This is a genomic window from Rhizobium sp. PK7-22, from assembly GCF_056530405.1.
The window spans coordinates 632,263-653,600 of sequence record NZ_CP096514.1 but is presented as its reverse complement, the minus strand read 5'-3'; the positions used below and the strand labels follow the sequence as shown (position 1 = coordinate 653,600).

Sequence of the window (21,338 nt, the reverse complement as noted above, 5' to 3'; positions counted from 1 at the left end):
CTTGTGCATTGCGATAGGGGCAACAGGTTTCCATAGCAGGGGGAGTTCATGATCGGAGTAGTGCTTGTCACCCATGGCAAGCTGGCTGAGGAGTTTCGACATGCCGTGGAGCATGTCGTCGGACCGCAGAGATGCATCGAAACGGTCTCGATCGGCCCGGAAGATGACATGGACCAGCGGCGCCAGGACATTGTCGATGCGGTAGAGCGCGCCGATGACGGCCATGGTGTCATCATCCTCACAGACATGTTCGGCGGCACGCCATCCAACCTTTCGATTTCGGTGATGGCGAGCGGCCGCGTCGAAGTAATTGCCGGCGTCAACCTGCCGATGCTCATCAAGCTCGCCGGCGTCCGTGGCGATAACGATATGGACAAAGCGCTCGCGGAGGCCTCCGACGCGGGGCGCAAATACATCAACGTCGCCAGCCGCGTTCTCAGCGGCAAGTAACCTGAAAGCATCATGCCCCCCCTGACCCGCGAGCTTCTGATCATCAACAAGCGCGGCCTGCATGCGCGTGCTTCCGCGAAATTCGTCCAAACCGTCGGCCGCTTCGATGCCGTGGTCGCCGTCAGCCGCGATGGCATGACCGTCGGGGGCATGTCGATCATGGGATTGATGATGCTGGCGGCCAGTCCCGGATGCAGCGTCGAGGTCAGCGCCTCGGGGCCGCAGGCGACGGAGGCCCTGGACGCGATCGAACAGCTCATCGCCAACAGGTTCGGCGAAGAGGCTTAACCTTCCAGACATAAAGATATAAACACTTCTTTATGTCCCGTTGCGTCCTGTTCGCAAGACTGATAAACCGGCTCTCGAATGACGATGGGCGGTGCTTGATGACTGGCACCGGCAACTTCCAGCTGGAGAGCTTCATGAGCATTGAGAAAGACTACATTGTCGCCGATATCGGGCTTGCCTCCTACGGTCGCAAGGAACTCGACATTGCCGAGACGGAAATGCCCGGCCTGATGGCCTGCCGCGAGGAATTCGGCGACAGCAAGCCCTTGAAGGGCGCCCGGATCTCCGGATCGCTGCACATGACCATCCAGACGGCCGTGCTGATCGAGACGCTGAAGGTGCTCGGCGCCGACATCCGCTGGGCATCCTGCAACATCTTCTCCACCCAGGACCATGCGGCAGCGGCGATTGCCGAAAGCGGCGTTCCGGTGTTCGCGGTCAAGGGCGAAAGCCTCACGGAATACTGGGAATACACCGACAAGATCTTCCAGTGGTCCGATGGTGGCGTCACCAACATGATCCTCGACGACGGCGGCGACGCAACGATGTACATCTTGCTCGGCGCCCGTGCCGAAGCCGGTGAAGACGTGCTGATCAACCCGAGCTCGGAAGAAGAAGAGATCCTGTTCGCGCAGATCAAGAAGCGCCTGCAGGCCTCGCCTGGCTGGTTCACGAAGCAGCGCGACGCCATCAAGGGCGTTACCGAAGAGACGACGACCGGCGTCCACCGCCTCTATGAGCTCAGCAAGAAGGGCCTCCTGCCCTTCCCGGCCATCAACGTCAACGACAGCGTGACGAAGTCGAAGTTCGACAACAAGTACGGCTGCAAGGAATCGCTGGTCGACGGCATTCGCCGCGGCACCGACGTGATGATGGCCGGCAAGGTCGCCGTCGTCTGCGGCTATGGTGACGTGGGCAAGGGTTCCGCCGCATCGCTGGCTGGCGCCGGCGCGCGCGTCAAGGTCACGGAAGTCGATCCGATCTGCGCCCTGCAGGCGGCGATGGACGGCTTCGAAGTCGTCGTGCTCGAGGATGTCGTCGACAGCGCCGACATCTTCATCACCACGACCGGCAACAAGGACGTCATCCGTCTCGACCACATGCGCGCCATGAAGGACATGGCGATCGTCGGCAACATCGGCCATTTCGACAACGAGATCCAGGTTGCGGCGCTCAAGAACCTCAAATGGACCAACGTCAAGCCGCAGGTCGACATGGTCGAGTTCCCCAAGGGCAACCGCATCATCCTGCTGTCGGAAGGCCGCCTGCTGAACCTTGGCAATGCGACCGGTCACCCGTCGTTCGTCATGTCGGCCTCGTTCACCAACCAGGTCCTGGCGCAGATCGAGCTGTTCACCAAGCAGAGTGAATACAAGAACGACGTCTACATCCTGCCGAAGCACCTCGACGAAAAGGTCGCGCGCCTCCACCTCGCCAAGCTCGGTGTCAAGCTGACGGAGCTTTCCGAAGAGCAGGCCGGCTACATCGGCGTATCGAAGTCGGGCCCGTTCAAGGCGGACCACTACAGGTACTAAACTACCCATCGCTATCCACAACATATTGATGATCGCGGCCTTGACCAAGGCCGCGATTTCTTTTTTGCCCGCAGCCTTCCCGACGATTCCCTAAGCAAGTATTCTGTCAGACATCGAATCGCACCTGCTTCGGGCAAGGGCGATGTGGGATGTCTTGTCGATGATGCGGCAAAGAGACGGAGACAGACCGGGAATGTCGGTAAACCAAAAGAACCTCCTTCAGGAGGCAAGTTCCTGCGGCGGCGAAAGCAGCGGGAATAATGTCTCCACGGCCTCAGGCGTGCGCAACCGGTTGCGCATTCGCCTTGCCGTGCGCGCCCTTCTGGCCGGCAGCGCGTTTGCCGGCGGCGCACACGGCGTTCTGGCCCAGGAAGCAGGTCCGGCGGCCGTCAAACTCTTCACCTCCACCGAAGTCATCGTCTCCTCCTTGGTCGTCGGCGCCCTCGGCGCTGCACTCCTCTCCGTTCTCTGGCTGGTGCGCCAGCGCGGCAACATGGAGAGCGAAACCCAGGAGATGCGCAGCGCGCTTACGGATGCACGGCAGCAGATTTCGAAATACGAGGCGTTGATTGCCGACAAGAACCGGCGGATCGTCATCTGGGACGGTGCAACCTCGAAGCCCGAATTCCTTGGCCAACTGCCGGTGGAAACGGGTGCGCCGCAGCAGGACCGGGAGTTTCTCGCCTTTGGCCGCTGGCTCAGGCCCGGCTCGGCCAGCGAACTGGAGCGAACCATCGAGACGCTGCGCAGCGATGCGCACAGTTTCGACATGGTGGTCGAGACGAACCGCGACGAAATCCTCGAGGTGCAGGGGCGGGTTTCCGGCGGCCGAGCTTTCGTCCGATTCATCGCGTTGAACAACCTGCGGGCGGAGCTGGCGGAGCTCAAGATCGAGCGCGAGCGCCTGCAGGGCTCGATAACCCTGTTTCAATCGCTCATGGATGCGATCGAGCAGCCGGTCTGGCGACGCGACAACGCCGGCCGCCTCGCCTGGGTCAACCATGCCTACAGCGATGCCGTTGACGCGATTGCGCCGGCCCATGCCATTGACGAAGGACGCGAATTCCTCGGCACCGTCGCCCGCGAGAAGATCCGCGCCAGCGTGACTCCCGATTCCCCCTATCATGACCGCGTCTCGACCGTGGTTCACGGCAACCGTACCATTTACGAGATCGTTGACGTCGTGGCGGCAAGCGGCTCGGCCGGAATGGCCATCGACGTGTCGGAAGCCGAGGCGGTCCGGGAAGAATTGAAGCGCACCCTGCGCAGCCATGCCGAGACGCTCGATCACCTGGCAACGCCGGTTGCCATCTTCGACCGCGACCGGCGCCTGCAGTTCTACAACCAGGCATTCGTGTCCCTCTGGGCTCTCGATCTCTCCTTCCTGGATTCCCGGCCCGACAACAACGAACTCCTCGATCGCCTGCGCGGCGAAAACAAGCTTTCCGAGCCGCTCAACTGGCGGGTTTGGAAGGAGGAGGCACTGTCGGTCTATCAGGCCCTGGATACCAAGACCGACCTCTGGCACCTGCCGCAAGGGCAGACGCTGCGCGTGATCGCCACCGCGCATCCGCAAGGCGGCGCCACCTGGGTGTTCGAGAACCTCACCGAACAGGTCGATCTCGAGACCCGCTACAATACGCTCGTGATGGTGCAGGGCGAAACGATCGACCATCTTTCCGAAGGTGTTGCGGTGTTCGGGCCCGACGGCCGCATCCGGCTGTCGAACCCGGCGTTCCGGGCCCTTTGGGGCATCACCGCCGAACAGGCGAAGCCCGGTGTCCACATCCGCGCCATAGAGGAAGCCTGCGCGCCGTCCTACGACCAACCCGACGGCTGGCGGCGCTTCGGCCAAATGCTGACGAATTGCGATGACGAGAGACCGTCGCTGCAAGGTACGCTGGAACTCTTCTCCGGCCTGATCCTCGACTACGCGGTGACGCCGCTGCCGAACGCGCAGACGATGCTGACCTTCGTCGACATGACCGCCAGTGCCAGCGCCGAACGGGCTCTGATGGAGAAGAACGAAGCTCTCCGACGGGCAGACGAGATCAAGAACGATTTCGTCCAGCATGTGTCCTACGAACTGCGCTCGCCTCTGACCAACATCATCGGTTTCACCGACCTCCTGAAGACGCCGGGTGTCGGGCCGCTGAACGAGCGCCAGGCTGAGTATATCGGACACATCTCCACCTCGTCGTCGCTCCTGCTGACCATCGTCAACGACATCCTCGATCTCGCGACGGTCGATGCGGGTATCATGCAGCTCGACTACGAAGAGATCAGCATCGACGATCTTCTCGACGACGTGGCGATGCAGATCGCCGACCGGCTGCAGGAGAACCAGATGACCCTGGAGATCACGGCACCGCAGGGGATCGGCTCGATCGTCGCCGACCCTCAGCGGCTGAAGCAGATCCTGCTCAAGCTCCTGACCAATGCCACCAATTTTGCACCGGAAGGCAGCTCTATCACCCTCACCTGCCGGCGCGACGCGACTGACGTATATTTCTCGGTCTCGGACAGCGGACCGGGGATTCCGCAGGACATGCTGAGCACCATCTTCAACCGCTTCTCCTCGACACCGCGCGGCGGCAAGCGGAGCGGCGCTGGGCTTGGCCTGTCGATTGTGGAAAGCTTCGTGCAACTGCACAAGGGCGAGGTGAGGATCGAAAGCCGACCCGGCGCCGGCACCACCGTCAGCTGCCGCATTCCAAGCGCCGTCACCATGCGCACCATCGCCGCGGCCGAATGAACGACGCCGACCCGATCACCGTCAATCTGCCTGATGAGGCGGCCACCATCCGGCTCGGCGAAGATCTTGCACTGGCCTTGAGACCGTGCGATTGCCTGGCGCTTTCCGGAGACCTGGGCGCCGGCAAATCCACCCTGGCACGGGCGCTGCTGCGGGCGATCGCCGACGACGAGGCGCTGGAGGTCCCCTCGCCGACCTTCACGCTGGTGCAGAGCTACGAGCTACGCATTCCCGTTTCCCATTTCGACCTCTATCGACTCGGCGACGCATCCGAGCTCGACGAGCTCGGTCTCGACGAGGCGCTGGCCTCCGGCATCTGCCTCGTCGAATGGCCGGAGATGGCGGAGTCCCTTCTGCCCCAGGATCGCCTGACGCTACGGCTCGGACACGAGGGGCACGGACGAATTGCCCGTTTTGAGGGTCCGGCGGCGGCGTTGAAGCGCATCCAACGGTCCCTCGACATCCGCAAGAGGCTGGAGGGCTGGGGTTATCCGGTAGCCAGACGCCGCTACCTGACCGGCGACGCGTCGGTACGGGCCTATGAGACCATCCATCCTGCCGACGGATCCACCGCGATCCTGATGGACTGGCCGCGACAGCCGGAGGGGCCGGCCGTGCTCGACGGCAAGCCCTACCCGAAGGTCGCGCATCTGGCCGAGGACGCCTCCCCCTTCGTCGCCATTTCCGAGTACCTCCGCAGCATCGGCCTGGCGGCGCCGGAGGTGCTCGAAGCGGATGTCGACGAGGGCATCCTGCTCCTCGAGGATTTCGGCGCCGATGGCGTTCTGGATGCAGACGGCAAGCCGATCCCCGAGCGGTATCGCGAGTGTGTCGCCTGCCTTGCCTATCTCCATGCACGACCGGCGCCGCGGGAGCTGCCGGCAGGTGCCGGACGGCTCCACCACATTCCCGACTTCGACCCCGTTGCCATGACCATGGAGGCCCGGCTGCTCGTCGACTGGCATCTGCCCTGGAAGCGCGGCAATCCGGCGACCGAGGCCGAACGTCAGGACTATCACGATATCTGGCAGGCTCTGATCTCGGAGCTGAAGACGGCCGAGACCAACCTGCTGCTGCGGGATTTCCACTCGCCCAACATCATCTGGCGGGAACACGAGCAGGGCGTGAAGCGGGCCGGCCTCATCGACTTCCAGGACGCGATGATCGGCCCGACAGCCTATGACCTCGCCTCCATCGTACAGGATGCTCGCGTCGACATTCCCGCGCCACTTGCCGAGACAATGATGGCCGACTACCTGGCACTTCGCCATCAGCAAGGTCCGTTCGACGAAGCCGCCTTCCTCAAGGCCTTCGCGATCATGTCGGCCCAGCGCAACTGCAAGCTCGCCGGCCTCTGGGTGCGGCTGATGCAGCGCGACGGCAAGCCGGGCTACATGAAGCACATGCCCCGCACGCTCTCCCATCTGGCGACGGCGCTGCAGCACGAGGCGCTGGCGCCGCTCAGGGCCTGGTGCCGGGCGGCCGGAATAGCGCTACCCGAATCAGGAGCCCTGCTTTAGAAAGCATGGCATGAAGATCACCCAGGCCATGGTGCTGGCAGCGGGTCTTGGAACCCGCCTGCGACCGATCACCGACAGCATGCCGAAACCGCTGGTGCGCGTCGCCGGCAAGCCAATGATCGACTATGCGCTCGACGCGCTGGCCGAGGCGGGCGTGGATCACGCCGTCGTCAACGTCCATCACTTCGCCGACCAGATGGAGGCGCATCTTGCCGCCTACCCCGGGATCGAGATCCAGGTTTCGGACGAGCGCGACCAGCTGATGGATTCCGGCGGCGGGCTGGTGAAGGGGCTGAGGCTGCTTCAGCCCGGTCCGCTCTTCGTGATGAACGCCGATCTGTTCTGGGTCGGCGAGCCTTCCGGACAGCCGACCAGCCTGCAGCGGCTAGGCGATGCCTTCGATCCCGAAACCATGGACATGCTGCTCCTCTGCGTGCCGCTGGAGAAAACCACCGGCCACAACGGCAAGAAGGACTTCCAGCTGGACGACGCAGGGCGGCTCAGCCGCTACACGGACGGCACGCAGCCGCTTGTCTATGCGGGCGCCATCGCCATGCATTCGGCCTTGTGTGCCGATGCGCCCAAGACCCCGTTCAGCCTAAACCGCTATTTCGACCAGGCGATCGCGAAGGGCCGGCTGTACGGGTTGGTCCTCGACGGCCATTGGCTGACCGTGGGCACGCCAGAGGCGCTTGACGAGGCGGAGACGGTGCTCGCCCGCTTTGCCGCCGGCGCATGACGATGGACGCGCGCCGCCAGAAACGCATCTTCACCATTCCTGCGGGAACGCCCTTCCTCAAGACGCTGGCGGCGGCGCTCTGCGACGGTCGCCTCAGCGAGGGGTTCCGCCATGATCCCGCGGATCCGCTGTCGCTCGCCAATGTCACGATCTTCGTTCCGACGCGGCGGTCGGCCCGCGTGCTGCGCTCGGAATTCGTCGATCTTCTCGGCGGCCGCTCCGCGATCCTGCCGGTCATCCGTCCGCTCGGCGAGACCGAGGACGACAGCGGCTATTTCGATCTCGCAGCGCCTGAGGAAATGGACCTCGCCATGCCGATCGGCGGGGTGGCGCGGCTGCTGGAGCTCGGCCGGTTGATTCTCGCCTGGCGAAACCGCCTGCCGCAGGTGGTGATCGACATCCATTCCGATTCGCCGCTGGTGGCGCCTGCAAGCCCGGCGGACGCCATCTGGCTTGCCCGTTCGCTGGCCGAACTCATCGATTCCGTGGAGACGGAAGAGCGGGACTGGACGGACCTCGGCAACCTCGACACGGCCGAGCATGCCCTCTGGTGGCAGCTGACGGCGGAATTCCTGTCGATCGCCAGCGCCTTCTGGCCGGCGCGGCTTGAGGAGCTGCGGCGCTCCTCGCCTGCCCGTCACCAGGCGGCGCTGCTGCGTGGCGAAGCCCGGCGGATCGCGGAGCGGGAGCACAAGGGGCCGGTGATCGTTGCCGGTTCGACCGGCTCGGTGCCTGCTGCCGCCGATCTGATCGCCGCCATTTCCGCCCTGCCTCAGGGGTCCGTGGTTCTGCCCGGCCTCGACCTTCACATGCCGGACGACCAATGGGCAATGATCAGCACGGAGGGCGTGGACGGCAGGATCGATCCGTCGAGCCGCAGCCACCCGCAGTTCGGACTGTCGCGCCTGCTTGGCAAGCTCGGCGTCGACCGCAGCGAGATCGAAGCGCTGGGCTCGCTTGCTCCCGATCTCGATCTGCGGGCAAAAACGCTGTCGCAGGCGCTGATCCCGGCGGCGGCCACCGACCAATGGAGCCGCTGGCGCCAGGAGGTCGACCGGCTGGCGCTGCAGGAGGCCTTCGCCGACGTTTCCATGATCGAAGCGGCCAACGAGCGTGAAGAGGCCGTGGCGATCGCGATCGCCCTTCGCCTGGCGCTCGAGACCCCCCGGGCGGACGGGCGCGAATCACAGGCGGCGCTGATCACCCCGGACCGGACACTCGCCCGGCGGGTGACGGCCGAACTGTCGCGCTTCGGCATCGTTGCCGACGACACGGCAGGCACGCCCCTCTCGGCAACGCCGCAGGGCACGCTGGTGCAACTGCTCCTGGAAGCCACGCTTCGGCCCGGCGATCCCGTGGCAATCACCTCGCTGCTCAAGCATCCGCTGCTGCGGCTCGGCATGGATCGGGAGCAGCTGCGGGAGGCCGCCGAGGCGCTGGAAATCCTCGCATTGCGTGGCGGCCGCGGCGACATGGACATCTCCGCGCTGGAGCCGCTGCTGCACGAACAGCGGGCAGCCCAGACGACAGACCGTCATCCGCCACAATGGCGGCTGGCGCTTTCGCACGAGGCCTTCGAGACGGCAGAGAGGCTGGCGCAGCGCCTCGCTGCCGCCATCGAGCCTCTGGCGAGCGCCTTCCTGGCGCGGCGGGCCGATGGCCGGGGCATGACGGCGAAACTCGCCCTTTCCGACTGGGCGGGCCGCACCGGGCGCGCGCTGGAGGCGCTTTGCGTTGATGAAACCGGCGACCTCTCGCCTCTCTGGTCCGGCGAAGCCGGCGAACGTCTGGCATCGCTGCTGGGAGAGGTGATCGAGACAGACGGCCAGATGGAGGCGGACGGGCCGCAGTGGATCGACATCGTCCAGGCGCTGGCAACCGGCGAAGCGGTCAAGCCACGCTCCCTCAGCCACCCGCGCGTCTTCATCTTCGGCACGCTCGAGGCGCGGCTGCAGAGCGTCGACACGATGATCCTCGGCGGGCTGAACGAGGGCTCCTGGCCGGGGCAGACGGTCAACAATCCCTTCCTGTCGCGGACAATGAAGACGGAGATGGGGCTGGAGCCGCCCGAGCGGCGGATCGGGCAGCTGGCGCATGATTTCGAGATGGCAAACGGCACCCGGCAGCTGATCTATTCGAGGTCGCTGCGGCAGGGATCGACCCCCACGGTCGCCTCAAGGTGGCTGCAACGGCTGCTGGCGCTCTGCGGCGACGATCTCGCCGGCAGTCTGCGGGCCCGGGGCAATCAGTACCGCCAGTGGGCAAACGCGATCGATGCGGGCGACAACCAGAGCCCGGCGCGGCGTCCGTCGCCCAAGCCTCCGGCCGATCTGCAGCCCACGAAATACTCCTTCAGCGAGGTCGCCCGGCTGCGGCGCGATCCCTATTCCATCTATGCCCGGCGGATCATGCGGCTCGATCCGATCGCCGCCTTCAATGCGGATCCGGGAGCGGCGGATCGGGGCACGCTCTATCACGCCATCATCGACCGCTATACACGCGAGGGCCATGTGCCCGGCACACCGGTGTCGCTGGAGGCCATGCGGCGGATCATCGACGAACTCTTCGACGCCGAACAGCTGCCGGCGCATATCGACCGGGTCTGGCGGCCACGCGTGGTCGAGGTGGGCAAGGCATTTTTGCGCTGGGAGGCGCAGCGGGCGCCGGACATCCGGAGCAGTGTCACCGAATGCGGCGCCGGCTGGGATATCCCGGGCGCCGGCATCCGCCTGACCGGGATTGCCGACCGCATCGACATCAAGGGCTCGGGACTGGCGACCATCATCGACTACAAGACCGGCTCCAATCCTTCACCGTCGCAGGCGCGGTCGCTTCTCGACCCGCAGCTTTCCCTGGAGGCCGCCGCGCTGCGGGCCGGCGCCTTCAAATCCATCGGCGCCATCGAGCCAGACGAACTGCTCTACGTGCGGCTGAAACCGGGGGAGCGCTTCAAATGCGAGGCCGTCAACAACGAGGCCGCCAAGAACGGCAAGTCGGCGCTCGACCTCGGTGACGACGCGGTGGAGCAGCTGACGAAGTTCGTGGCGCTGCTGCGCAGTGGCGAAGCCGGCTTCGCGTCACGGCTCGTGCCCTTCATGCAGAGCGACTACGGCGGCGACTACGACCATCTGGCGCGGGTCGCGGAATGGTCGACGGCCGACGACGAGGAGGGCGAGCCCGATGAATGACGCTCTGCCTGCAGGCGATGAGCCGCTCCACTGGCTCGACTGGACGACACTGCAGCAATCGCTGGCGTCGGATCCCGTCAGTTCCGCCTGGGTTTCGGCCAATGCCGGGTCGGGAAAGACACATGTGCTGACGCAGCGGGTGATCCGGCTGCTGCTCTCCGGCTGCCGCCCCTCCTCCATCCTCTGCCTCACCTATACCAAGGCGGCAGCCTCCGAAATGTCCAACCGGGTATTCCAGCGGCTGGCGGAATGGGCGGTGCTGGACGACGCGGCGCTGACTCAGAGGATTGCGGCCATCGAAGGTGGTGAGCCGGATTCGCTGAAGCTTGCAGAAGCCCGACGGTTGTTTGCCAAGGCGCTGGAAACGCCGGGTGGACTGAAGATCCAGACCATCCACGCCTTCTGCGAGGCGCTGCTGCACCAGTTTCCGCTGGAGGCCAATGTCGCCGGCCACTTCTCCGTCCTCGACGATCGCTCTGCCTCCGCGCTGCTTGCAGAGGCGCGCCGGTCGCTGCTGACGGCGACGTCGGCGGAAGACGATCCAGCGCTTGCCGAGGCCTTTGCGCATGTGCTCGACCTCGGCGACGAGTTTGGTCTCGAGACGCTTCTCGGCGACATCATCGCCCGGCGCACGGCGATCCGCCGCTTCCTCGCCCATGCACAAGCGCAGGGGGGGATCGATCCGGCGCTGCGGCAGGCCTGGGGTCTGCCGCTGGACGCGACGGAGGCAACCGTTGCCGCGGGCTATTGGCCGCTCGCCGGCCTCTCCGGCGGCACGCTGGCGAGCTATCTGCAGCTGGCGGACGAGAAAGGCGGCTCCAAGGTTCAGGCCGTCGCTTACGAACTGCGGCTCTGCGAGAAGGAAGCGGATCCCGGGGTTCGCGCCCGCATCCTCGACGGCCTTTTTCTCACCAAGGACGGCAAGCCGAAGGCCGACGCCTCGCTGATCGCCAAGAAGATGCTCGACGCAGCGCCCATGCTGGCCGAGGCCGTCGAGCAGGCGCGGACGCATGTGGTCGAGTGCCGCAACCGGTTGCGGATCATGCGCATGCTGACAGCGACCAAGGCGGCGCTGATGCTGGCGGAGCGACTGAACGATGACTATGAGGACCTGAAGCGCCAGCGCAGCCTGCTCGACTTCGAGGACCTGATCGCCAAGACGGCGGACCTTTTGACCCGCGACGGCGTCGGTGCCTGGGTGCACTACAAGCTTGACCAGGGAATCGACCACATTCTCGTTGACGAGGCCCAGGACACGAGCCCGGTGCAGTGGACGGTGATCAAGTCGCTGGCGGAGGATTTCTACTCCGGCCGCAGCGCTCGGGAGATCCGCCGGACGATCTTTGCCGTTGGCGACGAGAAGCAGTCGATCTACTCGTTCCAGGGCGCCCGGCCGGAGCGTTTCGCCGAGGAGCGCATCCGCACCGAAAAGGATGTCCGAGCGAGCGGCCAGGGGTTCAATCCGGTGCGCCTGCCCCTTTCCTTCCGCTCGACCGCCGACGTGCTGGCCGCGGTCGACCAGGTGTTTTCGCTGGCGGAGAACGCGCGCGGCCTCACCTTCGGCGGCGAGCCGATCGTGCATCGGTCGAACCGCAACGGCCATCCCGGCGCTGTCGATCTCTGGGACGTCGTGGTGCCGGAGGTGGCGGATGCCGGCGAAGACTGGACCGCGCCATTCGACGCCACGCCGGACAAGGCACCCTCGGCCATTCTCGCCACCCGTATCGCCCATCGCGTCGGTGAGATGATCGGCCGGGAGACGATCATCGAGAAGGGCGTCGAACGGCCGATCGAGCCCGGCGACATCCTGGTGCTGGTGCGCAAGCGGGACGCCTTCGTCAATGCGCTGACGCGTGCGCTGAAGCGACGCGACAACATCCCCGTCGCCGGTGCCGACCGGCTGCGGCTCACCAGCCATATCGCCGTTCAGGATCTCCTGGCGCTCGGCCGTTTCCTCGTGCTGCCGCAGGACGACCTCTCGCTTGCGGCCCTGCTGAAGAGCCCGATGTTCAATTTCTCCGAAGAGGATGTCTTCGAGGTGTCGGCGCTGCGGCCGGAGGGCGCATCCGTCTGGCAGCATCTCGTGCAGCTTTCGGACGAGCAGCCGCTGCGCTTTTCACAGGCCGTCCGGGATCTGCGGCACCTTCTGGCGCTATCGCGGCGGATGAGCCCGCATGATCTCTTTGCCCGCGTTCTCGGCGCGCTCGGCGGCCGGCGCAAGTTCCTCGGCCGGCTCGGCACGGAAGCCGCCGATATCCTCGACGAATTCCTAACCTTTGCGCTCGATCACGAGGGAAAAGGCCTGCCGGGCCTGCAATCCTTCGTCTCGACACTGGAGATGGAAGCGCCGGAGATCAAGCGCGAGCAGGACAGCGGCCGCAACGAGATCCGCATCATGACGGTGCACGCCTCCAAGGGGCTGGAGGCACCAATCGTCTTCCTCGTCGACAGCGGCTCGAAGGCCTTTATCTCCTCGCATGTGCCGAAGCTGCGCCTGCTGCCGCACGGGGGCGTCGAGACCCCCGCCTGGGTGCCGACCAAGACTCTTGCCAATACGCTGACGGCGCTCGACGACGAGCGACTGAAGGCCGCGACCGAGGACGAATACCGGCGGCTTCTCTATGTCGGCATGACGCGGGCGGCGGACCGGCTGATCGTCTGCGGCTATCGCGGCGCCCGGCAGAACCCGGACACCTGGAACAGCATGGTGGCCAATGCGCTCTGCAGTCATGCCGACCACTGCGTTGCCGCCCGCTTCAGCGCGCCAGATGGCGAGTGGGGCGGTTTCCACTGGCGGCTTCCCGCAGCGGCGCGGCAGGTGGCGCAGCAGGAACGGCCGGAAGGGACACGGCAAGAGATCGCAGTTCCTCCACTTCCGCCTGCCCTTGGCAGGGCGCTGCCGCCTTCCGTCTCGCTGCCACGGCCCCTTAGCCCCTCCGGCGCCGGCACGATGATCGAGGACGACACGGACGATCTGATCATGGGTTCGCCGCTGTTCGGCGAGAAGCCTGAGAGCAATCTGGCGCTCCAGAAGGGCCGCCTCGTCCACCGCATGTTGCAGGTGTTGCCCGATTTTCCGGCCGAGGAACGGGCGGCGGCAGCGCGGCGCTACGCCGAACGGGCCGCGCGGTTCTGGCCGACCGGCGAGCGCGAATCGTTGATCCGTTGCGTGCAGGCGATCCTGGAGCAGCCGGAGCTGCAGCCCGTGTTTGCGGGACACAGCCGCGCCGAGGTTTCGGTCATGGGCACGCTGCGGCTCGAGGGGAAGGACTATGCCATCTCCGGGCGGATCGACCGGATGGCCGTCGACGAGCGCACCGTCACCATCCTCGACTACAAGACGAACCGAAAGGTACCTGCCCGGGAAGAGGACGTGCCGCTGGCCTACCGGGCGCAGCTGGCGATCTACCGCGAGATCCTGCAGCCGCTCTACCCGGACCATGAATTCCGCTGCGTACTCGCCTATACCGAAACCGGCCGCGTGATTTCCCTTGGCCACGACGTCATGGCGCAGTCGCTTGCGGCGCTTCGGACAAAGTGAGATAGCGGTATTGAAACCAGTCTCCCACAGCCTCACATTGAGCCCAACCTAACATTCCAAGGAGAGCCCCCATGGCTACCGTGAAAGTCGACAACAGCAACTTCCAGGCTGAAGTTCTGGAATCCACCCAGCCCGTCGTCGTTGATTTCTGGGCGGAATGGTGCGGCCCGTGCAAGATGATCGGCCCTAGCCTGGAAGAGATCTCCAACGAGATGGCCGGCAAGGTCAAGGTCGTCAAGCTGAACATCGACGAGAACCCGGAACTGGCCGCCAAGTTCGGCGTCCGTTCGATCCCGACGCTTGCCATGTTCAAGGACGGCGAAGTGGCCGACATCAAAGTGGGCGCCGCGCCGAAGACAGCGCTTTCGGCGTGGATTTCCAGCGCCGCCTGATCTGCCGATCTGTTCAAGATGAAGCCCGACCGAGAGGTCGGGTTTTTTATGTCGGCGGCGTGCCGTTATCGGCCAGGACATTGCCGACGAGATAGAGGGAGCCGCCCACCAGAATGCGCGGCGGCAACTGTTCTGCTGAATGGCGCTCGGCGATCTCGGAAAGCGCCTCCCCTACCGAGCCGACAGGCTCTGCGATCAATCCGGCATCGAAGGCTGCATGAGCGAGCACAACCGGATCAAGGCCGGCATCACTCCCCCGGATCGGCACCGTGAAGACATGCTCGGCGATATCGGCGAAGGCGCGGAAATAGCCGATCGGATCCTTGGTGTTGATCATGCCGATGACGAGATAGAGGGGTCGCGCCTGGCGCTCCTCGAGGCCGGCCATGGCTTCGGCGATGACCTCTCCCGCTCCCGGGTTATGCCCGCCGTCGACCCAGAGTTCCGATCCTTGCGGCACAAGCTCCAGCAGCCGACCTTCGGACAGGCGCTGCAGACGCCCCGGCCAGTCGACAGTCGCCATCGCCTTTTCGATCATGGCATCCGTCAGTGCAAAGCCCGCAGCCTTGACGGCGCGGATGGCGGCGGCGGCATTGGCGATCTGATGGCGTCCCGGGAGCCGGGGCAGCGGCAGATCCGCGAGGCCAAACTCATCCTCGTAGATCAGGCGGCCGAATTCCTCGTGGCCCGAGTAGTCCTGCCCGTAGACGCTCACAGGACAAGACAGGCGTTCCGCCGTGTCGGACAGCACTTCGAGCGCCGCATCATACTCCTGCCGGCCGATGACCACCGGACAACCGCGCTTCATGATGCCGGCCTTCTCGGCGGCGATCAGTTCCACCCGGTCTCCGAGGTAGGGCTGATGGTCGAGCGAGATCGGCATAATCACGGAGACAGCGGGCTTGTCGACGACATTGGTCGCGTCGAAGCGGCCGCCGAGACCGACTTCAAGGATGACCGCGTCGGCGGGCTGTTCGGAAAACAGCACGAAGGTGACGGCCGTCAGGATTTCGAAGACGGTAATTGTCTGGCCAGCATTGGCGGCGCCGACGCGGCGCAGCGCATCGGCGAAGAGCTCGTCGTCAACGATCGCAGAGCGTCCGTTCCTGACACCGATGCGGTAGCGCTCATGCCAGGTGACGAGATGCGGCGAGGTATGGACGTGGACCGCCAGTCCCGCCGCCTCCAGAAGCGCCCGGCAGAAGGCCGTTGCCGACCCCTTGCCATTGGTGCCGGCGATATGGATCACCGGCGGCAGTTTTTCGTGCGGGTTGCCCAGGACGTCCAGAAGCCGCCTGATCCGGTCGAGCGACAGGTCGAAGCCCTTCGGATGAAGGGCCATCAACTTGTCGATTTCCTGTTCGGCCGCGCTGACGGCGGGTATGTTGGTGGCGCTCATCCCGCCGCTCCGGCTCATCAGGGTCAGGCGCTCGCCGCGACGGGAGCGGCTGCCGGGAGGGCGACCACATCGTTGGCCGGAGCCTTGGTCAGGATCTTCAGCAGGGTCGCCAGCGTGTCGGCCAGGTCGTGGCGCTTGACCACCATGTCGACCATGCCGTGTTCCAGGAGATATTCCGCTGTCTGGAACCCTTCCGGCAGTTTTTCGCGCAGCGTCTGTTCGATGACGCGCTTGCCGGCAAAGCCGATTTCTGCACCGGGCTCTGCGATATGGACGTCACCCAGCATGGCATAGGATGCGGTCACGCCGCCGGTGGTCGGATTGGTGAGCACGACGATGTAGGGTAGACCGGCTTCCTTCAGCATGTCCACGGCAACGGTGGTGCGCGGCAGCTGCATCAGCGACAGGATGCCTTCCTGCATGCGGGCACCGCCGGAGGCCGGGAAGATCACCAGCGGGCATTTTTCCGCCAGCGCCCGCTCGCCGGCCTTCACGATCGCCTCACCGGCAGCCATGCCGAGCGATCCGCCGATGAAGTTGAACTCATGGACGACGGCCACCAGCTTGACGCCTCGGACCATACCGAGACCTGCAAGGATGGTATCTTCCTGGTCCGTCTTCAGACGGCTGTCCTTGAGGCGGTCGATGTAGCGCTTGGAGTCGCGAAACTTCAGCGGATCCTGGGCGACCTTCGGCTGCGGCAGGGACTCATAGACTCCGCCGTCGAACATGTCGGCAAGGCGTGCCTTCGCCGGCATCTTCATGTGGTAGCCGGAGGTGGGGATGACCCACTTGTTGCTTTCGAGGTCCTTGTGGAAGACCATCTCGCCCGTCTCCGGGCATTTGATCCAGAGGTTCTCCGGAACCTCCCGACGGCCGAGCATGGAGTTGAGCCGCGGCCTGACGTAATTGGTGATCCAGTTCATCTGGCGTACTCCTGATAAATATCGCCCAATGTGGGGAAACTATTCGGCGGCAACAAGGCGGGCGGAACGGACGCCCGTGGCAAGGCCCCGGACAAAGGTCGCGACCGACTGCACGGTATCGGCCGTGGCGCGGTCTTCCTTGTCCAGCGATGTCGCAACCTGGTTGACGATGGCGGTGCCGACCACGACGCCATCGGCAGAGGCGCCGATGAGGCGGGCATGTTCGGCGGTCTTGACGCCGAAGCCGACGCAGATCGGCAGATCCGTCGATTTCTTGATGCGCGCGACGGCACCGGCGATCTTGCTCGGATCGGGAAGCGCCGATCCGGTGATGCCGGTCATCGAGACGTAGTAGACGAAGCCGGAGGTATTGGTCAGCACCTTGGGAAGGCGCTTCTCGTCCGTCGTCGGCGTCGTCAGGCGGATGAAGTTGATATCCCGCTTGCGGGCCGGAATGCAGAGCTCGTCATCCATTTCGGCCGGAAGGTCGACGATGATGAGACCATCGATGCCGGCTTCCAGGGCGTCGTCGAGGAAGCGCTCGACGCCGTAGATGTAGATCGGATTGTAGTAGCCCATGATGACGATCGGCGTCGTGTCGTCGGACTGGCGGAAGTCGCGCGCCATATCGAGCGTCTTCTTCAGCGAGTGGCCGTTCTTCAGCGACCGCTGGCCGGCCAGCTGAATTGCCGGACCATCCGCCATCGGGTCGGAAAAGGGTGCGCCCAGTTCGATCACATCGGCGCCGGCCTCGGGCAGCGCCTTCATGATCTGCAGCGAGGTATCGTAGTCCGGATCGCCGCCCATGAAATAGGTGACAAGGGCCGGACGACCCTCGGCCTTCAGAGCGGCGAACTTGTTGTCCATGCGTGCAGTCATATCAGAGGCCCATTCCGAGGATCTTGCCGACGGTGAAGATGTCCTTGTCGCCGCGGCCACAGAGGTTCATCACGATGATCTTGTCCTTGTCCATCTTCGGCGCGCGCTTGATGACTTCGGCAAGCGCGTGGCTCGGTTCCAGCGCCGGGATGATGCCTTCGGTCCGGGTCAGCATCTGGAAGGCGGCCAGCGCCTCATCGTCCATGATCGGCACGTATTCGACACGGCCGACATCCTTCAGCCAGGAATGTTCCGGACCGATGCCGGGGTAGTCGAGGCCGGCGGAGATCGAATGGCCTTCGGTGATCTGGCCGTCGCCGTCCTGCAGCAGGTAGGTGCGGTTGCCGTGGAGCACGCCCGGCGAGCCGGCTGTCAGCGAAGCACAGTGCTCGTCGCCGTCCAGGCCCTTGCCGCCGGCTTCGACGCCGACAATCTGGACCGAATCGTCATCCAGGAAGGGATGGAAGAGGCCGATCGCATTCGATCCGCCACCGACGGCGGCCACCAGCATGTCCGGCAGACGGCCTTCGGCCGCCATCATCTGTTCCTTGGTTTCCTTGCCGATCACCGACTGGAACTCGCGGACCAGCTCCGGATAGGGATGCGGGCCGGCGGCGGTGCCAATCAGGTAGTAGGTGTCGTCGACATTGGTGACCCAGTCGCGCAACGCCTCGTTCATGGCATCCTTGAGGGTGCCGTGACCGGAGGTGACAGGGCGGACCTCGGCGCCGAGAAGCTTCATGCGGAAGACGTTCGGTGCCTGCCGCTCGACGTCGGTCGCGCCCATGTAGACGACGCAGGGCAGGCCGAAGCGGGCGGCGACGGTTGCGGAGGCGACGCCGTGCTGGCCGGCGCCGGTTTCGGCGATGATGCGGGTCTTGCCCATGCGCTTGGCGAGCAAGATCTGGCCAAGGCAGTTGTTGATCTTGTGGGAGCCGGTGTGGTTGAGCTCGTCGCGCTTGAAGTAGATCTTGGCGCCGCCGAGTTCTGCCGTCAGGCGCTCGGCGAAATAGAGCGGGCTGGGACGGCCGGTGTAGTGAGTGTTGAGGTACTGGAGTTCCGCCTGAAATTCCGGATCCGTCTTCGCCTTTTCCCACTCCGCCTGCAGATCGAGGATCAGCGGCATCAGCGTCTCGGCGACAAACCGGCCGCCGAAGATGCCGAAGCGGCCATCCTCATCGGGTCCGGAGCGGAAGGAATTGGGTTTCGGCGTCTCGTTCACTTTCTACTCCTCAGGCCCTTGGCGAGCCGGCATCTGCAATGGCGTCAAAGAAGGCGTCGATCATGCGGAGATCCTTCACACCCGGCGCGCTCTCGACGCCGGAGGAGACATCTATCCCGCTTGCCCGTGTGGAGGCGAGCGCAAGACCGACATTGTCTTTGTTCAAGCCCCCGGAAAGCATGTAATCGACGCTGTCGTCAAGCGAGGCCATAATCTCCCAATCAAAGGAAACCCCGTTACCGCCCGGCAGTTCCGAGCCGGCCGGCGCCTTGGCATCGAAAAGGAACCGGTCGGCAATGCCGATGAAACGATCGACGCGATCGAGATCGGCCGCCTCGCGGACGGAGAAGGCCTTCATCACCGGCAAGCCGTAGAGCGCGCGCACATGGAGAATGCGCTCGGGCGTCTCGTGGCCGTGCATCTGCAGGACATCCGGCTTCAGCAGATGGACAATATCGTCGAGTTCGTCGTCATCGGCATCGACGGTCACGGCAACGATCTTGGCCCGGCCGCGCACAGGGTCGGCCAGTTCGGCGGCAACCTCGGGGGCGACGTTTCGCGGGCTCTTGGGGAAGAAGATGAAGCCAAGGTGCGTCGCACCGAGCGCGACGGCCCGCTCGACCGCCTCAGGCGTACTCAATCCGCAAATCTTGATGTCCGGTTTCATGCTCCGCGAGTTCGCATGAAATCATGGCGGAGTCGAGATAAAACAGCGCCAATGTGGCGGATCAGCTTCCGTCGGCAGAGCTGCGACAGGCGATGAGGACGGCGGACTCCTCCCTTGGCGATCCGGGTACTTCAAAGTTCGGCCGGGACACGTCGTGTGCCTCGAATGAAATTTTTATATGTGACACGCGACGTGTCCCGTTCGGTGTTCTTTGCCAACGCAACTCCGGTTCCTCTGCTTCCGCCCCGTTGCCGAGACCGGTTTGTGTGCGACACACGCACGCCCCGCCGTTGCAGGCGAGAGGGGAACCATTTTCTGCGCAGCCCTGCAGGACGTGCTTGCATCACGACAAGCCCTGCAGGCACCGGCTCCGCTTCGCCGGCAATGCGGGCCGGTGTAGCCGAAGCGGAACGGCACAAGTCTAGGCCGAGGTCATGGGGGTGTGGACGAGGGAGGATGAAATTTCGTGCAAGTGGTTGATTAGGTTGCGGCGAGTTCGAGAGACCGTCCCTGGGATCGGCCATTCGTCTGGCCGGTGGAAAGCGCCCTGCCCTGGCGTCTGCCGTCAGGCAAAATCGATCGCGTGAAGCTGCGAGCCGTGGCGCTTCAGCCAGGCCTTGGCCTCGTCGCTTCGCGGGCAGAGCCGATGGCAAAGCGCCCAGAACTTCGGGCCATGGTTCATCTCGTCAAGATGCGCGACCTCATGGGCGGCGAGATAATCGATGACGAAGGGCGGCGCCATGACGATGCGCCACGAAAAGCTGAGGTTGCCATCCCAGGAGCAGGATCCCCAGCGGCTGCGCGTATCCTTCATGGTGATCGACCGGACGGGTTTCTTCACGGAGGCGGCATGCAGTCGCACCAGCCGCTCCAGGTCCGAACGTGCTTCGTTCTTCAGGAAGCTGGAGATGCGCCGGCCGAGACGGTCCTCCTGGCCACTGACACGGAGCACGGGTGCGCCGTCGATTTCCGTGGGTTCGGTGAGGCCGCGCAACCGTCCGCTGTGCTCGATCCGGTGGGGCACGCCCCGCAGCATGACCGTGGCGCCGGGCGCCAGTGTGTCGGGTGCCGTGAAGCGGGCGAGCTTCACCTGCAGCCAGTGCTGATGGCGTTCCAGAAAATCGTCGATGTCGGCTCTGCGCAAACCGACCGGGACGGTCAGGCTGAGGCCCCTCGCCCCGGGATCGATGCGCAGCGTGATGCGGGTCGAGCGCGGATTTTCCCGTATCGTCAGCGGCAAGGCGCGGCTGCCGACCTCAAGCACGCGCTTTTCGGGAACCTGCGGTTTCCGAGCCGAGCGGACGGTCTTCTTGAGGAGTGCGAACATGGAAGTTCTCTAGCCGATTCGCGCCGTCCGCTCATGGAAAAACCGGCGCCCGAGGGCGCCGGCTTGCGGTTGTTTCACGTGAATCCTTACAGATCGACGACGCCATTCTGGCCATTGGACGGGTTCTTGCGATCGCGCATGAAGCGGTCGAACTCTTCCTGGTCCTTGGCGCGACGCAGTTCACGCATATAGCTGTCGAATTCCTCGCGCATTTCGTCGAGCTTCTTGCGCTCTTCCTCGAGACGCTCGAGTTCGGCTGTGCGCCAATCGTCGAAGGCGACATTGCCGGTGGTGAAATGCGTGCTGTAGCGCGATTTGGCCCGACGGCAGCCCGCGAACATGCCATCCGCCTTGCGGTTGGCATCGCGCTTGAAGCCCTGCAGCCTTTCTCCGAAGATAATATAGGCGAGCATGGCAAGGCCGAGCGGCCAGAAGACCACGAACCCGAGCACCATCAGGGCGATGGTGGCCGGCGTCCAATCCGGTCGAATCATTGCAGACTGGTTCATC

16 protein-coding genes are annotated in these 21,338 nt (G+C 64.6%); 9 read left to right on the top strand and 7 right to left on the bottom strand.

Going from position 1 to position 21,338, the window contains the following annotated elements:
- The first annotated feature begins 48 nt into the window (after positions 1-48).
- The 9 genes from M1E10_RS07840 to trxA all read left to right on the top strand — a co-directional run bounded on the left by M1E10_RS07840 (position 49) and on the right by trxA (position 14,408).
- Complete coding sequence (locus tag M1E10_RS07840) at positions 49-450, top strand: PTS sugar transporter subunit IIA (RefSeq protein WP_499175803.1); 402 nt, start codon at positions 49-51, stop codon at positions 448-450.
- Between the two features lie 12 nt (positions 451-462).
- Positions 463-738, top strand: coding sequence for an HPr family phosphocarrier protein (locus tag M1E10_RS07835; RefSeq protein ID WP_499175802.1), 276 nt, complete (start codon positions 463-465; stop codon positions 736-738).
- Positions 739-872: 134 nt separating this feature from the next.
- Positions 873-2,273 carry an adenosylhomocysteinase gene (ahcY, locus tag M1E10_RS07830; protein WP_499175801.1) on the top strand — a complete coding sequence of 467 codons (1,401 nt, stop codon included), beginning with the start codon at positions 873-875 and terminating at the stop codon, positions 2,271-2,273.
- Positions 2,274-2,466: 193 nt separating this feature from the next.
- Positions 2,467-5,028 (top strand): PAS domain-containing sensor histidine kinase, encoded by a 2,562-nt coding sequence (locus M1E10_RS07825; RefSeq protein WP_499175800.1) that lies wholly within the window; start codon positions 2,467-2,469, stop codon positions 5,026-5,028.
- Complete coding sequence (gene tsaE, locus M1E10_RS07820; protein WP_499175799.1) at positions 5,025-6,548, top strand: bifunctional tRNA (adenosine(37)-N6)-threonylcarbamoyltransferase complex ATPase subunit type 1 TsaE/phosphotransferase; 1,524 nt, start codon at positions 5,025-5,027, stop codon at positions 6,546-6,548. The genes M1E10_RS07825 and tsaE overlap by 4 nt, the downstream gene beginning before the upstream one ends.
- Before the next feature lie 10 nt (positions 6,549-6,558).
- Positions 6,559-7,287, top strand: coding sequence for a nucleotidyltransferase family protein (locus M1E10_RS07815; protein WP_499175798.1), 729 nt, complete (start codon positions 6,559-6,561; stop codon positions 7,285-7,287).
- Between the two features lie 2 nt (positions 7,288-7,289).
- Complete coding sequence (gene addB / locus M1E10_RS07810; RefSeq protein ID WP_499175797.1) at positions 7,290-10,475, top strand: double-strand break repair protein AddB; 3,186 nt, start codon at positions 7,290-7,292, stop codon at positions 10,473-10,475.
- Positions 10,468-14,016 (top strand): double-strand break repair helicase AddA, encoded by a 3,549-nt coding sequence (gene addA / locus M1E10_RS07805; protein ID WP_499175796.1) that lies wholly within the window; start codon positions 10,468-10,470, stop codon positions 14,014-14,016. Before addB ends, addA begins: the two co-directional genes overlap by 8 nt.
- A gap of 71 nt (positions 14,017-14,087) precedes the next feature.
- Positions 14,088-14,408: a thioredoxin family protein gene (trxA, locus tag M1E10_RS07800; protein WP_499175795.1), complete on the top strand. Its 321-nt coding sequence runs from the start codon at positions 14,088-14,090 to the stop codon at positions 14,406-14,408.
- 46 nt (positions 14,409-14,454) lie between these two features.
- On the opposite strand, the gene M1E10_RS07795 is transcribed toward trxA, so the two are convergent.
- From M1E10_RS07795 to M1E10_RS07765, 7 genes are all read right to left on the bottom strand, one after another.
- A complete protein-coding gene (locus M1E10_RS07795; RefSeq protein ID WP_499175794.1) occupies positions 14,455-15,807 on the bottom strand; it encodes a bifunctional folylpolyglutamate synthase/dihydrofolate synthase in 1,353 nt (450 codons plus the stop codon).
- Between the two features lie 23 nt (positions 15,808-15,830).
- Positions 15,831-16,733: an acetyl-CoA carboxylase carboxyltransferase subunit beta gene (accD, locus tag M1E10_RS07790; RefSeq protein WP_499175793.1), complete on the bottom strand. Its 903-nt coding sequence runs from the start codon at positions 16,731-16,733 to the stop codon at positions 15,831-15,833.
- A 39-nt stretch (positions 16,734-16,772) separates the two neighbouring features.
- Positions 16,773-17,612, bottom strand: a complete 840-nt coding sequence (gene trpA / locus M1E10_RS07785) for a tryptophan synthase subunit alpha (RefSeq protein ID WP_499175792.1) — start codon at positions 17,610-17,612, stop codon at positions 16,773-16,775.
- 1 nt (position 17,613) lies between these two features.
- Positions 17,614-18,834 carry a tryptophan synthase subunit beta gene (gene trpB / locus M1E10_RS07780; RefSeq protein ID WP_499175791.1) on the bottom strand — a complete coding sequence of 407 codons (1,221 nt, stop codon included), beginning with the start codon at positions 18,832-18,834 and terminating at the stop codon, positions 17,614-17,616.
- A 10-nt stretch (positions 18,835-18,844) separates the two neighbouring features.
- Positions 18,845-19,501 (bottom strand): phosphoribosylanthranilate isomerase, encoded by a 657-nt coding sequence (locus M1E10_RS07775; RefSeq protein ID WP_499175790.1) that lies wholly within the window; start codon positions 19,499-19,501, stop codon positions 18,845-18,847.
- Between the two features lie 565 nt (positions 19,502-20,066).
- Positions 20,067-20,828 (bottom strand): M48 family metallopeptidase, encoded by a 762-nt coding sequence (locus M1E10_RS07770; protein WP_499175789.1) that lies wholly within the window; start codon positions 20,826-20,828, stop codon positions 20,067-20,069.
- An 86-nt stretch (positions 20,829-20,914) separates the two neighbouring features.
- Positions 20,915-21,337, bottom strand: a complete 423-nt coding sequence (locus M1E10_RS07765) for a DUF2852 domain-containing protein (RefSeq protein ID WP_499175788.1) — start codon at positions 21,335-21,337, stop codon at positions 20,915-20,917.
- Position 21,338 lies beyond the last annotated feature (1 nt).

Coding starts and splice junctions, on each gene's coding strand:
- addB (WP_499175797.1), top strand. CDS start 7,290: ATGGACGCGCGCCGCCAGAAACGCATCTTCACCATTCCTGCGGGAACG.
- ahcY (WP_499175801.1), top strand. CDS start 873: ATGAGCATTGAGAAAGACTACATTGTCGCCGATATCGGGCTTGCCTCC.
- M1E10_RS07840 (WP_499175803.1), top strand. CDS start 49: ATGATCGGAGTAGTGCTTGTCACCCATGGCAAGCTGGCTGAGGAGTTT.
- trxA (WP_499175795.1), top strand. CDS start 14,088: ATGGCTACCGTGAAAGTCGACAACAGCAACTTCCAGGCTGAAGTTCTG.
- M1E10_RS07825 (WP_499175800.1), top strand. CDS start 2,467: ATGTCGGTAAACCAAAAGAACCTCCTTCAGGAGGCAAGTTCCTGCGGC.
- tsaE (WP_499175799.1), top strand. CDS start 5,025: ATGAACGACGCCGACCCGATCACCGTCAATCTGCCTGATGAGGCGGCC.
- M1E10_RS07770 (WP_499175789.1), bottom strand. CDS start 20,828: ATGTTCGCACTCCTCAAGAAGACCGTCCGCTCGGCTCGGAAACCGCAG.
- M1E10_RS07815 (WP_499175798.1), top strand. CDS start 6,559: ATGAAGATCACCCAGGCCATGGTGCTGGCAGCGGGTCTTGGAACCCGC.
- M1E10_RS07835 (WP_499175802.1), top strand. CDS start 463: ATGCCCCCCCTGACCCGCGAGCTTCTGATCATCAACAAGCGCGGCCTG.
- M1E10_RS07795 (WP_499175794.1), bottom strand. CDS start 15,807: ATGAGCGCCACCAACATACCCGCCGTCAGCGCGGCCGAACAGGAAATC.
- accD (WP_499175793.1), bottom strand. CDS start 16,733: ATGAACTGGATCACCAATTACGTCAGGCCGCGGCTCAACTCCATGCTC.
- M1E10_RS07765 (WP_499175788.1), bottom strand. CDS start 21,337: ATGAACCAGTCTGCAATGATTCGACCGGATTGGACGCCGGCCACCATC.
- trpA (WP_499175792.1), bottom strand. CDS start 17,612: ATGACTGCACGCATGGACAACAAGTTCGCCGCTCTGAAGGCCGAGGGT.
- addA (WP_499175796.1), top strand. CDS start 10,468: ATGAATGACGCTCTGCCTGCAGGCGATGAGCCGCTCCACTGGCTCGAC.
- M1E10_RS07775 (WP_499175790.1), bottom strand. CDS start 19,501: ATGAAACCGGACATCAAGATTTGCGGATTGAGTACGCCTGAGGCGGTC.